The 14,444-nt window shown below is 40.1% G+C and carries 10 protein-coding genes; 8 read left to right on the top strand and 2 right to left on the bottom strand.

Going from position 1 to position 14,444, the window contains the following annotated elements; genetic code table 11:
• Positions 1-421: 421 nt before the first annotated feature.
• Complete coding sequence (locus NG743_RS11645) at positions 422-1,078, bottom strand: DUF1361 domain-containing protein (protein ID WP_027402962.1); 657 nt, start codon at positions 1,076-1,078, stop codon at positions 422-424.
• A 218-nt stretch (positions 1,079-1,296) separates the two neighbouring features.
• Positions 1,297-1,428 (bottom strand): hypothetical protein, encoded by a 132-nt coding sequence (locus tag NG743_RS11640; protein WP_255549982.1) that lies wholly within the window; start codon positions 1,426-1,428, stop codon positions 1,297-1,299.
• A 1,067-nt stretch (positions 1,429-2,495) separates the two neighbouring features.
• On the opposite strand from NG743_RS11640, the gene NG743_RS11635 reads away from it, so the two are divergent.
• The 8 genes from NG743_RS11635 to NG743_RS11600 all read left to right on the top strand — a co-directional run bounded on the left by NG743_RS11635 (position 2,496) and on the right by NG743_RS11600 (position 14,441).
• Complete coding sequence (locus tag NG743_RS11635) at positions 2,496-3,215, top strand: ATP-binding response regulator (protein ID WP_193963614.1); 720 nt, start codon at positions 2,496-2,498, stop codon at positions 3,213-3,215.
• 127 nt (positions 3,216-3,342) lie between these two features.
• Positions 3,343-4,971 carry a peptide chain release factor 3 gene (locus tag NG743_RS11630; RefSeq protein WP_257122024.1) on the top strand — a complete coding sequence of 543 codons (1,629 nt, stop codon included), beginning with the start codon at positions 3,343-3,345 and terminating at the stop codon, positions 4,969-4,971.
• Positions 4,972-5,279: 308 nt separating this feature from the next.
• On the top strand, positions 5,280-7,406 hold the full coding sequence (locus NG743_RS11625) for a zinc metalloprotease HtpX (RefSeq protein ID WP_257122146.1): 2,127 nt from the start codon (positions 5,280-5,282) through the stop codon (positions 7,404-7,406).
• A gap of 612 nt (positions 7,407-8,018) precedes the next feature.
• Positions 8,019-8,531: an RNA recognition motif domain-containing protein gene (locus NG743_RS11620; RefSeq protein WP_027402959.1), complete on the top strand. Its 513-nt coding sequence runs from the start codon at positions 8,019-8,021 to the stop codon at positions 8,529-8,531.
• An 868-nt stretch (positions 8,532-9,399) separates the two neighbouring features.
• Positions 9,400-10,668 carry a glycosyltransferase family 4 protein gene (locus tag NG743_RS11615; RefSeq protein WP_027402958.1) on the top strand — a complete coding sequence of 423 codons (1,269 nt, stop codon included), beginning with the start codon at positions 9,400-9,402 and terminating at the stop codon, positions 10,666-10,668.
• A 243-nt stretch (positions 10,669-10,911) separates the two neighbouring features.
• Entirely contained in the window at positions 10,912-11,187 is a 276-nt protein-coding gene (locus NG743_RS11610) for a hypothetical protein (protein ID WP_027402957.1), read from the top strand.
• Positions 11,188-11,477: 290 nt separating this feature from the next.
• On the top strand, positions 11,478-12,590 hold the full coding sequence (locus NG743_RS11605; protein ID WP_027402956.1) for an RRXRR domain-containing protein: 1,113 nt from the start codon (positions 11,478-11,480) through the stop codon (positions 12,588-12,590).
• 123 nt (positions 12,591-12,713) lie between these two features.
• A complete protein-coding gene (locus NG743_RS11600; protein WP_027402955.1) occupies positions 12,714-14,441 on the top strand; it encodes an Rqc2 family fibronectin-binding protein in 1,728 nt (575 codons plus the stop codon).
• Positions 14,442-14,444 lie beyond the last annotated feature (3 nt).

Genomic DNA, 14,444 nt, shown 5'->3' with positions numbered 1-14,444 from the left:
TTCTATTTTAAATCTAAATAGGAATTTTTTGTTGATATCCCCAACTTCTTTAAGAAATCAGGGATATTAAATTTACAGTAGATTAATAACTCAAGTTGCTAGTTATCTCGTTGAGGCTGGTAATAGGTAATTGGTAATAGGTAATTGGTAATAAAAGCTCTGGTTTCATCCTGTTCATCCTTTAATCCTGGATATCCTGATAGCGCAGCGTGGCGTTAGCCATTTCTGACAATTTACCTAACTAGCAACTTACATTAATAAGTTACAGAATCTAAATTCAAAGTCGGACAGCAACCCAACAAATATCGGTAAATGTTGGGTTGAGGAACGAAAACCAACCTACGTAATTCTATTTTTTGAGCTTAACTGACAAGTATTGGAACAGCGAACCAATTTCACTCCTGAATTCTGGTGTATGTCATTAGTTAATATTGTGAATATGATGATCATTTAGTTGTGAACTAGCACCATTGTTAACAAAACTCAAAGTAATTCGTTTCATAAACCAATACAAAACCCAAAGAATTACAAAAGTAATCGTAATAATTATCAACGGCTGTTTACCAAGTATTTCCTCTACACCTTTCGTGATTATCGCATCTGGTTGAGTAATAAAGTCCCAACTGTTAAACCGTAAAAATCGTCCCCAATAAATACCAACAGCAGAAAGAGCATGAGTCATTAATTCAACAGAAAAAATCCATTTGCTTTTACCCGTTCGGTGTAAATAATAACCTAAATTTATCAAAGATATGACATAAGCCTCAAATCCGCCAAGAATGACCACAAAATACACAGGCATTAACACTAATGTAATCATCCATACTGACTGAACTCGCCGGATATCATCTATTAAATGAATAACATCAGTTAATAAATAAGGCGCATTTGGTAAAAAAGCATAGAAACTCAGAAATCCTAGCCACCAAATCCATGAACCTCCGCGTTTTTTGCGAAATAGCCAAACACTTAAAGCCAAAGGGATAAAAGCCAAGAATAGATTCCAAGTCATCCACCGCATATTAACTCGTAAAACATGGAAAACCGTTGTTATTAATTCAATCACTTCTGCTTTCATAGAATTGAAATGTATAGAATAAATGTTATTTCTTTCTTGACACAATATTTGCAGTTGTGGAGTCTTGATAACTCTAAAAACATTGTGTGTAAGAATCTATTTTAGATCACAGTTGCAGAAAACAGTTGTTTTTCAGAATTTTGGCTTTTACGTATTTTTTACGGTGATTGAGGATTTATCATAACTAAACCTTGATGTAGCAAGGTTGATTAGAGGAATTATGGTGATTTTTTCATGGCTTTCCATAAATTGAGATGTACAGGCAATACTTGTCGGTTAAGGAAATGTAGGTTGGGTTGAGCGAAGCCATAACCCAACAAAATCCTTGATAATGTTGGGTTTCGTTCCATTGCTTCGCGTCCACGCAGTGTCCCGCAAGGATACGTTTACGTTCCACAACCTAACCTTGTATCCCTGACGGGAGCAGGAGGTATCTTTCTAATCACCAGCTTATTTCTGCAAAATTGGGATGCTCCCGTTTCAAAGCCTGGTGTTGCTGAATTGGCCTATGATTTTTGGACGTAGAGATGTTTCATGGAACGTCTCTACAAGAGTCTTGAACGTATGCAAAATTATTTTCATCCCTAAAATCAGCAAGGACCAAAGCCTCTCCCCGCACCTCCTCCTAACTCCTCTTAGCAGAGGGAAAAGGAATAACATTTAATACCGGACAGGTTTACTAGAGGGGTTTGTTTATACATTAAAAACTTTTTAAACATCCTCTAAGGTATGATTTAGAAGTTTTAAATTTACAAGATTGTCATCAACTACTAAAATTGTGGTGCAGTTGGGTAATTTTTCCAAAATTTTTTCCTTATCCCCTAACTTGATCCAGTTGGATTCTGTCGAATATTAACTTATGAAGTCTCTTATGAAATCAGTATATACTGCCAAAACAAAATATACTCAAAACGGCTTGATTGTTTGATTCTAAACGTAGGGGTTTAGCAGTGCTAAACCCCTACACATCTGGTTTCTTTGTCATTTGGCAAAAGTTTAAATCTCACCCGTGTTTAGTATAATGGCGATCGCAGTTAATAAACAATTAAGTCTGTATGTAATACTTGCCCTAAAGCCACTGTATCTCCATAATTAATTTTCTTGTTCATACATCAGTTTGCGTAGTTAGGAGGTACAAAATCTAAATTGAAATCTGTACAAAAAGCCAGTTTTACTCCTGACTCGGTGACTCCTGATTCCTGCTATATCTATGGATATTAAGTATTACCATTTACTTTATTCAGTATACACGAAATCTGATATACTATAATCTTAATAAAAAGTGTAATTTGCTACATTTTATATTAAGTAACCGGAGTTGCACAGCAAATAATTTTTCTTTTTACCCCTTCTTATTTTTTTATTTCTCCTGACTCCTAATTTTTCATCACACCCTATTTAAGACTACCAATCAGTTATGAGCTTAATTCTAATTATTGAGGATGAAAATTCGATTCGGTTAAATCTCCAAGAATTTTTAGAACTAGTAAATTTCTCGGTTATTACCGCCGTAAATGGCAGAATTGGCTTACATTTAGCCAAAAATAGAAATCCAGATTTAATCATCTGTGATATCCTCATGCCAGAATTAAGTGGATATGAAGTGTTAACCGAACTGCGGCGTGATCCTAAATTGGCTGATATCCCGTTCATTTTTCTTACCGCTAAAGCAGAACGCAATGATTTTCGTCAAAGCATGAATTTAGGTGCCGATGATTACATTACCAAACCTTTTCAGCCTCGTGAAATCTTAGAAGCAGTCAACGCTAGGTTGAAACGACATTCAATTTCTAATCAAGCATATTTAGAAGAGTCCCAAAAATTAGAAATACTCGAACAGGAAATCAAAAAAAATCGGTCGGAACTGCAAGACTCCCAGCAACTAGCGCAAATGCGGGGAAATCTTCTAGATCAAGTCTCCCAAGACTTACGCAATCCGCTTTCTAATATCAATATGGCAATTTGTATGCTTAAACAGGTTGAAAATGAAAAAGACAGAGACAAATATTTATTGATATTACAGCAAGAATGTAAACGACAAATTGAGATATTAAATGAGATGAGTAGCTTACAGGAATTACTAACAGATGAAAATGCTAAGTTGCTGAGAACTTACAAACTATTGGGAAAACTTTAATTAATTGAGGAGTCACCGAGTCAGAAAGAATTAAGGAATAATGGGCGAATACTATGCTGTTCCCTATTCCCTGTTCCCTGCTCCTAAAAAAGATTACATTTAATGAAGTTAAAAACAAATAACCAATATGTCCATTGAACTGCAAACAGAACTAGGTGAAGCGGTGGAACAGCGTCGCAATTTTGCGATTATTTCTCACCCTGATGCTGGTAAAACTACTTTAACTGAAAAACTATTATTATACGGAGGTGCTATCCACGAAGCTGGAGCAGTCAAAGCCCGTAGAGACCAGCGAAAAGTGACCTCTGACTGGATGGCAATGGAACAACAACGGGGAATTTCCGTCACTTCAACGGTGTTACAATTTGCCTATCGCAACTGTCAAATTAATTTACTTGACACTCCTGGACACCAAGATTTTAGTGAAGACACTTATCGGACTTTGGCAGCGGCAGATAATGCGGTCATGCTGATTGATGCGGCTAAAGGCTTAGAACCCCAAACTCGGAAATTGTTTGAAGTCTGTAAAATGCGGGGGATTCCCATTTTCACCTTTGTGAATAAACTTGACCGTCCAGGTAGAGAACCTATAGATTTGTTGGATGAAATTGAGAAAGAACTGGGATTACAGACCTATGCAGTGAATTGGCCTATTGGCATGGGCGATCGCTTCAAAGGAGTTTTTGACCGCCAACAACAGCAAGTTCATTTATTTGAACGGAGTTCTCATGGTAGCAAGGAAGCAAGGGAAACTGTTCTTGATATAGGCGATCCCCAACTAGAAACCTTACTAGAAAAAGAACTTTACCACCAATTAAAAGACGAATTAGAACTCTTAGAAGGAGTTTGTCCAGAATTAGATTTAGACCTGGTACACGCTGGCAAAATGACCCCAGTATTTTTTGGTAGCGCCATGACCAATTTTGGGGTGGAATTATTCCTGGAAAACTTCCTCGACTTTGCCCTGAAACCAGGTACACATAGCAGCAGCGTCGGCGATATTCCCCCCACTTATCCAGAATTTACCGGATTTATTTTCAAACTCCAAGCCAACATGGACCCAAAACACCGAGATAGAGTGGCTTTCGTCCGGGTTTGCACAGGCAAGTTTGAAAAAGATATGACAGTAAATCATGCTCGAACTGGTAAAGTTGTCCGTCTATCTCGTCCGCAAAAACTATTTGCCCAAGAAAGAGAATCTATTGATGTCGCTTATCCGGGGGACGTGATTGGTTTAAATAATCCGGGTGTTTTTGCAATTGGCGATACTATTTATACAGGACAAAAACTAGAATATGAGGGAATTCCTTATTTCTCACCGGAACTTTTTGCTACTTTGAGAAACCCCAACCCGTCGAAATTTAAGCAGTTTCAAAAAGGTGTTTCTGAATTGCGAGAAGAAGGTGCTGTACAAATTATGTATTCAACTGATGAAGCCAAGCGTGACCCAATCTTAGCAGCGGTTGGTCAGTTGCAATTTGAGGTAGTCCAGTTCCGTTTACAAAATGAGTATGGTGTGGAAACCATTCTTGATTTATTACCCTACAGTGTCGCCCGTTGGGTTTTGGGTGGTTGGGAAGCCTTAAAACAGGTAGGACGTTTATTTAATACCACCACTGTTAAAGATAGCATGGGACGACCTGTGTTGTTATTCCGCAATGAATGGAACTGTCAACAGTTAGAAGGTGATCATCCAGGATTGAAGTTAAGTGCGATCGCCCCCGTCTTTTCCCATCAACAATCAGTAGAGAGTTAGGAGTTAGGAGTCAGGAGTCAGGAGTTCAGGAGTTCAGGAGTCAGGAGTCAGGAGTCAGGAGTTCAGGAGTTCAGGAGTCAGGAGTCAGGAGTCAGGAGTCAGGAGTCAGGAGTCAGGAGTCAGGAGTTCAGGAGGAAAAAGAATTTTCTCAATAACCAATGACCAATAACCAATAACCAATAACCAATAACCAATGACCAATGACCAATAACCAATAACCAATGACAACTGACAACTGACCAATTATCAGGGTATATCAACGAGCGTGCTATTTGTCACCGAGAACAGATTGGAGTACCAAAGTTTGTATGCCTTCCTATGCTGAATCATGTTTAGAGGCTGGTTTAGCTGCCCTCAAGCAGGGGAATTACTATACAGCGATCGCTAACCTTGAACCACTAGCCAAAAATCAAACCGAAGAAAAGATTTGTTTACAGGCACAAGTGGGGTTAGTTATGTCCTATGCCCGCACTGGCGAAATCTCCAAAGCGATCGTCCTGTGCCAAAATTTGATCGCTAATAGTAGTCCCCAAGTTCAAGAGTGGTCAAAACTTGCTCTTGAACACCTGCATAAACGCAAAAACCAGCAGAAAAAATCCCGCAAACCGAAGACTGGAATTATTTCCGGTTTAAATACCCCCCCACAACAGCTAAAAACCGCTTATGTTGGGGCTGATGGTAATACTAATATTCAACCCGTTAGCATTTACTGGCGAAATGCTAGACGTGCTAAAGTGTGGCAACCTCTACGCAAGCCTAATATTATTCCCTCCCGACTAATTGCCCTCTTCACATTCATGGCACTATTCTGGACGTGCCGAGAAGCACTGAAATTTGTATTGGGTTCAGTTAATCAAATTCTATATCAACTGCCATACTTAGAACCTATCCAGATTTTATATCGTGATCCTACCGACTTGATTCTAGGGTTATTTATAATCTTAATGGTATCGTCCCCTTGGTTACTCGACTGGGCGCTAACGAGATTTTCTGGTCAAGAAGAGTTGTCCAAAGAAAAATTAAACTCCTACAGTCGGGAAACAGTAAGGGTATTACAAAGGGCTTGTCAACAGCGGCGCTGGAATACCCCCCAACTAAGAATACTACCAATTGCTGCCCCTATGATCATCAGTTATGGCAATCTGCCCCGCACAGCCAGAATAACTGTTAGTCAAGGCTTATTAGAACAACTGGCAGATGATGAAATAGCTGCTATTTATGCTTTATCCTTGGGGCAAATTGGGCGTTGGGACTTTGCAGTGATGTCCCTAGTGTTACTCGTAACCATGCCATTTTATGGCATATATCAGCAAGTGTCAGTTTGGGAAAATCAACATCACAGTAAAATTTGGCGTTGGCTAGGTACAGCCTTAGCCGGCATTAACTATGGAATTTGGTGTCTGTTCACAGGCACAGCTTTACTTAATTCTCGGGTGCGACTTTACCATAGCGATCGCCTATCCGCAGAAATCACCGGTAATCCCAATGGACTAATTCGCGCCCTATTGAAAATATCCATTGGTGTAGCCCATGATGTCGGGTTAAAAGAACAGACCTGCTGGCAGTTAGAAAGCCTGAATCTGCTTTCACCCGTCGCATACCAGCACAGCATAGTTTTGGGTAGCACCGCTGGTCATCTACCTTTTGAATCATTCTTAAAATGGGAAAATTTTCATCCCTACCGTCAATGGTTAACAATCAACAGTTGTCATCCAGCGATAGGCGATCGCATCGAACGTCTTTGTGAAATAGCCCGCCATTGGCATTTAGACACCGAATTATATCAAACACCCCCATCACAACCCATCCTCATTAAGTCCCAAACCTTCTGTTTACAAATTGCCCCTTGGTTGGGAATCCCCCTTGGTCTTCTCTTCGCCTGTCTGATTTGGTTAGTTTGGCAAACAGCATACACCTTACATTTGTTAAACTTAAAATGGATTTATGATAATTGGTCTTTTGTTACAGGTTGTATGTTAATTGGTTTTAGCATTGGCACAGTCATGCGGATCAATGCTTTATTTCCCGAAATCATCCCTGCAAATGTTCAAAAAGACGAAAACTTGATCAACTTATTAGCAGATCCAGCAATTTTACCAATTGATAGCACTAAAATCCGTTTTACTGGTAAACTGTTAGGCCGTCTCGGAATTGGTAATTGTTTAGCACAAGACCTAATCCTACAAACTAGCCAAGGTTTAATAAAATTACATCATATTCCCTGGTTAGGAAAGTCATTCAATCCTCAAGACTTGATTGGCAGACAAATCACTGTCACAGGTTGGTTACGACGTGGGGCAACTCCCTGGATTGATCTCCAAACCCTAGAAACCCAAAGCGGCAAAAAAATTCATAGCCCTCATCCTATTTGGTCTACTGTCATCGCAGTCGTTGCCCAAGCTTGTGGTGCTTATATTATGCTTACAGGGTCTTAGTCATTGGTCATTAGTCATTAGTCATTAGTCATTGGGAAGAAATATTCCCCCTGCCCCCTGCCCCCTGCCCCCTGCCCCTGCCTCTTATCTTTTGCCCCTGCCCCCTGCCCCCTGCCCCCTGCCCCCTGCCCCTGCCCCCTGCCCCTGCCCCCTGCCCCCTGCCCCCTGCCCCCTGCCTCTTATCTTTTGCCCCTTGCCTTAAAAATGTGTTTTATGTTACGATGAAGCAATACTATTGGCTATTAGCGGAAAAGTTTCTGCTGAACTAGCTACGTAGAAAATACCATAATGTTAAGGAATGGTATTTTGTTCTGCGGGCAAGAATTAAGAAGAATGAATTTACTGTGGTGGATAGTTGGCTATTAAATTAACAATTCCTAAAATTAAAGTGATATTAGCCCACGATTGCATAATTGCTTTCGTGGCGAATAAGCTTGATCCCAACAAAAAAACTGTATTCTATAAGTTGATAGCATGACTCACGCCACGCTACAATATCGGATTGCAGAAATTGGTTTGTGGCAGTTTTAGTCCATAGTATCTATTCAAAAACCAAAGCCAATTTATTGTTTTTGTCTTGCCCTGTTTAATCCCAATTCGGAGGTATGTTCCATGTCCATTCGCCTATATATAGGAAATTTGCCCAAAGAAGAAATAGATCGTCAAGATTTGCAAGCTGTGTTTGCAGAAGAAGGCGATGCTGTCACCACCAAACTAATTAAAGACCGGAAAACAGGCAAATGCCGGGGTTTCGGGTTTTTAACAGTGAATAATGACGAACAAGCAGATCAAATTATTGAAAAATATAATGGTCAAATGTTCAAAGATACACCCATTAAGCTAGAAAAAGCTTTACCACGGACTAAAGGTGAGGAAGGTGAAGAACAACAACCACAACAACAAGTTCCCAAACCAATTATCCAAGGTAGTAGCGCCCCTAGTCCTAGCGGCAATAAAGAAGGTAATCGTCGGGATAGAAGTAAGAAATCTCGGCGTGGTAGCGGTGGTGGTAGTGCGCGTGAGACTGCTACTAGCGTTGATAACGAAGCTTTTCGTCCAGATCCCCGTTGGGCAGCGGATTTAGAAAAGCTAAAACAAATGCTGTCAGCACAAACTACGAACTAAATTGTCTGTTTAGTAAATATGCTTTGAGAGTAATTCTTAAAGCTTATTTTGGATTAGTGCCAGCAAGCAGGAATGTCTTTCGTCACCCAAGAAAGTCCAAATTTAATCAACAAGTGGTGCAGGTAGCTATATCAGGTTATCTGCACCATTTGTTTTGGCAATTTTTGCAGTTTGACCGAAAAATTTTAGATTTTGGATTTTAGATTTTGGATTGGGACTTTTCGGTACAAGTTCCCCGCCCCTTCAGGATGGAACTAATCAAAAATACTGGCTGCGCTGCGAACGCCAATCTAAAATCCTCAATCTCCACACTTGTTTGGTGGAGTCAATGCAAAATCTGTTGACGAGGTGATTACACAAAATTTGTGATTTTTTAGGAAAACTGTATCTAAATTAACAAAAATTCTCACAATGTAGGAATAGTATAAGCTAATACAATTAGCTTAATTAAATCAAGGGTTTTGAAAATGATGGTAATTAAGGTGATATTTTCGGCAATTTGATTTTGATGTATTGACTTTGAGGAAAATTATTTTGATTGATTGAACTTTGTAAATAATCAAGTGTAAATGTCTAACTTATGATGTGATGTGGCGTTGCTACTTCAGGTAGGTTTTATCATGGATTAACTAATATATCATGATAGATAATATCCGTTTGTCTATGTCAAAAGATAGGCAACAATATCTATCAAGGGTATTAAATATAAATATAGAAAGTGGGGAAAATTAACCAACATTTTGGCAATAGTTAAAATATAATAAATATTAATTATTCAAAATTCCCCGCAAAAACACAGATTTCAGTTTAATAAGCGCAAGTTGAAAATTCACTCCCATATTGTTGAAATCGGAAACAGAAAAAATCTATGAAAGCTACCACTAAAAAACACATTGCTTTAATTTCAGTTCATGGTGATCCAGCGATTGAAATAGGCAGAGAAGAGGCAGGAGGACAAAATGTTTATGTCCGCCAAGTGGGTGAAGCCCTCGCACAGCTAGGATGGCAAGTAGATATGTTTAGCCGGAGGGTCAGTGCTGATCAAGAACGGATAGTCCAACATAACCCTAATTGTCGGACTATTCGGTTAACCGCAGGCCCGGTGGAATTTGTGCCAAGAGATCAGGGTTTTCAATATTTGCCAGCTTTCGTAGATCAGTTACTAGAATTTCAAAAAGAAGCTGGGATTAATTATGATTTAGTGCATACTAATTATTGGTTATCTAGCTGGGTAGGAATGGAACTCAAGAAAAGACAAGGAACTAAACAGGTTCATACTTACCATTCTTTAGGGGTAATCAAATACAACACCATAGAAAATATTCCTCTGGTGGCAAGTCAACGTTTAATAGTAGAAAAACAAGTATTGGAAACGGCGGAAAGGATTGTTGCCACCAGTCCGCAAGAACAAGAACATATGCGATCGCTTGTTTCCCAAAAAGGCAAAATTGATATTATTCCCTGTGGTACAGATATTCAGCAGTTTGGTTCAGTGGAAAGACAAGCTGCCAGGGCTAGTTTAGGAATTGATCCAGAAGCTAAAGTGGTGTTATATGTAGGTAGATTTGACCCCCGAAAAGGCATAGAAACCTTGATCAGGGCAATGCGGGAATCTAAGTTTTACGAATCCAAACAATTGCAGTTGATTATTGGTGGTGGCTGTACACCGGGGAATAGTGATGAAAAAGAACGCGATCGCCTCACCGGAATTGTCAACGAGTTAGGAATGGGTGAATGCACCTCTTTTCCCGGTTGTCTGAGTCGGCATATATTACCAGCTTATTTTGCTGCTGCTGATGTTTGTGTTGTTCCCAGCCACTACGAACCCTTTGGATTAGTAGCTATCGAAGCGATGGCGTGCGGTACACCTGTAGTCGCTAGTGATGTCGGTGGATTACAATTCACTGTTGTCAATGAAGAAACTGGTTTATTAGTGCCACCACAAAATGTCCCAGCTTTTAATCACGCCATTGATCGGATTTTGGGTAATCCTATATGGCAACAAGAACTAGGAAAAGCTGCCAAAAAGCGTGTTATCAATAAATTTAGCTGGCATGGCGTAGCTGGTCAGTTAGATGAACTATATACCCAACTGTTGCAACAATCTGTTAAAGAACCTGTATTAGCTAGTAAATAGGGAAGTTGGGGGAGTTGGGGGAGTTGGGAGAGTTGGGGGAGTTGGGGGAGTTGGGGGAGTTGGGGAAGTTGGGGAAGTTGGGGGAGTTGGGGGAGTTGGGGGAGTTGGGGGGGGAGAAAGAATTTTCCCAATGACAACTGACAACTGACAACTGACCACTGACTACTGACTATTCCTGCAAAGTTGTAAGATAGGAAAGCATCAAGTAAGCTCTAAACATAGTTGCAGTTAGACGGTGAAATGATGGAAGTTCAAGAAATCAAAAAATTCCCGAAGCCCAGGAAACCAGACAGCGAATCCCAAAATTTTCAGCACGTCAAGATCCTTGACTGCAACGAACCAGTATGCAGGGTAATTTGTGAATGTTGGCACTGCAAACAGGGGATATTATCTGAGGTAGACGTATCATCTTCACAGTATTTAGAGGTAGAATGCCCAAGTTGTGGGAAAACTGCCGTGAGGTTAATGGCAGAAAAGGTGATTTCCACTACACCTATCCCTTCACCCTGGCAAGGATGATTTAATAGATTAGATCCCCGACTTCTTTGAGAAGTCGGGGATCTGGGTGTTACGTAAACTGAAAAATATTTATTTAGTCAATAACCCCACCCTGAAGAGGGATGGGGCTTGTAACTAACAAAGGTTATGTGTTTGACTAGCCCACTGAGACTAATTCTGATACGCACTTCCAAATACTTCCCCAGTTTGGATTATCTGCAAGACTGTTTGTTCAGTCGTTGGGTTAAGCCAAGACATTTTGAATTAGTTGGGCGAGGGGACTTAAACTTTACTCCAAGGATTATCTCTTTATGCGAGTACCTGTAATTTCAGTAGACAATATTCCATTAATGCCAACAAAACCTAGCCGCGCTAGACGTTGGATTAAAGAAGGTAAAGCAATTGGTAAATTCAACAAATTAGGTGTTTTCTATGTCCAGTTAAAATCTGAACCATCTAATACAAAAGCTCAAGAAATAGTAATTGGCTTAGACCCAGGAAAAATGTTTTCTGGTATCGCGGTTCAAACCAAGAAATATACCTTACAAATGTTGCATCTAGTTCTTCCATTCAAAACAGTTAAAGACAGAATGGAGCAAAGAGCTATGATGCGACGTAGTAGACGTGGTAGAAGGATTAAGCGCAAATTGCCCTATACCCAACGTAGTCATCGTCAAGCAAGATTTGATAATCGCCGAGGTTCAAAACTACCTCCAAGCATTCGAGCAAACAAAGACCTAGAATATAGAACAATAACTTTATTATGTGATATTTACCCAGTAAAAACAATTGTCGTTGAAGAGGTAGAAGCAGGAGGAAATAAGAGTTTTAGTCCTGTCATGGTAGGTCAAAGATATCAAATTAACCGATTATCCGAACTTGCTAACGTGACTCTAAAAAAAGGTTGGGAAACATCAAATCTTCGTAAATATTTGGGATTGCATAAAGAAAAATCGGAAAAGTCTTTGCAAATCCCGGAAACTCATGCAGTTGATGCTGTCACCTTAGCAAGTTCCGAATTTGTGAAATACCAAACATGGAACGACATTAAAAATCATGGTGCGTCTTGGGTAGGTAATGTAACTATTACTAGGTCGCAATTTACTATTTTACGTCGTCCTCCAATTAGTCGTAGGCAACTACATTTAATGGTTTTCTCTTCATGTGGGAATAGACGTAAATATGGTGGAACTACAACAAGGCATGGATTTAGAAAAGGTGATTTTGTGGAAGCTACCCAAGGTCAGAAAACATTTTTCGGTTGGGTTAGTGGAGACACGGAAAAACAAGTTTCAGTTAGTGATTGTAACTGGAAACGGTTAGGACAATGTACAGCTAAAAAAGTCCGATTGATACAGCCAAACACGGGTTTAATCGTGTTTTCAACTCGGAAAATGTTTAATTTAACGGCGTTGAGCCATTAAATTAAACGCGCTATCCCTCCCCATCCTGCTTGCGCTGAGGATGGGGTATCTCGCAGAAAACAAGATGAACCAAGAAAATAATCCAGAAAAAAGTAATTTTGTCGTGAAAAAGGGGTAATTGTTTTGCAACCCCTGGATTTTACCGCTTTAACCGCCGCTTGTGGCGAAATCCGCGCCAATTGGTTGCCTGCACGCATAGAACAGGTATATCAGCGCGATCGCTTTACCATTGCCATTGCCTTACGCACCTTAAATCAACGGGGTTGGCTGGATATTTCTTGGCATCCTCAAGCCGCCCATATTTGTATTAGTGAACCACCACCACGCGCCCCAGATACTTTTACTTTTAGTCAACAATTAAGACATCAATTAGGTGGATTAGCTTTAGTGGGAATTGAGGCTATTTCCCCTTGGGAACGGGTAATTGATTTACAATTTGCCCGTCGTCCGGGAGAAACTGCCCTTTATCACGTTTATGCGGAAGTGATGGGCAAATATAGTAATGTGATTTTAACTGATGCGAGTAATGAAATTATCACTGCTGCCCATCAAGTTAGTCAGCAACAATCTAGTGTTCGTCCCATTCAAACTGGACAAAATTACGAAACACCACCGAAATTAACGGGAAAAGTCCCCAATTTTAGCGAATCTATCGAACGCTGGCAAGAACGGGTAAGTTTAGTCCCCGGAGGTATTAAACGCCAGTTACTCAAAAGTTATAGTGGTTTAAGTTCGGCTTTGCTAGACACGATGCTGTTAGCGGCAAATATCATCCCAGATACGAATACTGACGAACTTACTTCCCAAGATTGGCAAAATTTATTTCAACGTTGGCAAGAATGGTTACAGGCTTTAGATTCAGGTAAATTTCAACCTGCTTGGACAGAAAATGGATATACGGTGATGGGTTGGGGTGGAATTGCACCAACAAAGAATATTCAAGAGTTAGTTTACCGTTATTATTCTGATCAACTGAATGAACAGTTATTTGGACAACTGCGTCATCAGTTAAGTCAAAAATTGTTGAATATTTTGGGTAAGTTACGCACTAAAGCGAAAACTTTTAGCGATCGCCTGCAACAATCAGATCAGGCTGAAGAATATCGTCAAAAAGCTGACCTATTAATGGCTAACCTGCACCATTGGCAACCAGGGATGCAGGAAATAATTCTACCAGATTTTGAAACCGAACAGCCAATTGCGATCGCTCTTTTGCCAGATAAAAACGCCGTCCAAAATGCCCAAAAGCTTTACAAACAGCACCAAAAACTCAAACGCGCCCGTGCTGCCGTTGAACCCTTACTATTTGCAGTCAAAGCAGAAATTGACTATCTTGAACAAGTAGAAGCGGCAATTTTGCAAATAGACAAATACCAAAATCCAGAAGATTTACAAGCCTTAGAAGAAATCCGGGATGAACTCATTGGGCAAAAATATCTAGAAGACCTAGAATATCGCAGCCGTAGCAGCAACGACACTCCCGGCACTAATTTTCATCGTTACCGCAGTCCGAGTGGCTTTGAAGTCCTCATTGGTCGTAATAACATCCAAAATGATCAACTGACATTCCGTGTCGCTGGAGACTATGATTTGTGGTTTCACGCCCAAGAAATTCCAGGGAGTCATGTCCTCCTGCGTCTAGAACCGGGTACAGTGGCAGAAGAAGCTGATTTACAATTTACAGCCAATCTAGCAGGTTATTTCAGTCGCGCCCGTCAAAGTGACCAAGTACCAGTAGTTTACACCCAACCCAAGCACGTCTACAAACCCAAAGGCACTAAACCAGGACTTGTGGTTTATAAACAAGAAACGATTATTTGGGGAAAACCGCAATTAGTCATTAGTCATTAGTCA

This window comes from Dolichospermum heterosporum TAC447 (assembly GCF_024584745.1).
Lineage (GTDB): Bacteria > Cyanobacteriota > Cyanobacteriia > Cyanobacteriales > Nostocaceae > Dolichospermum > Dolichospermum heterosporum.
This window is presented reverse-complemented; position numbering and strand designations above follow the sequence as displayed.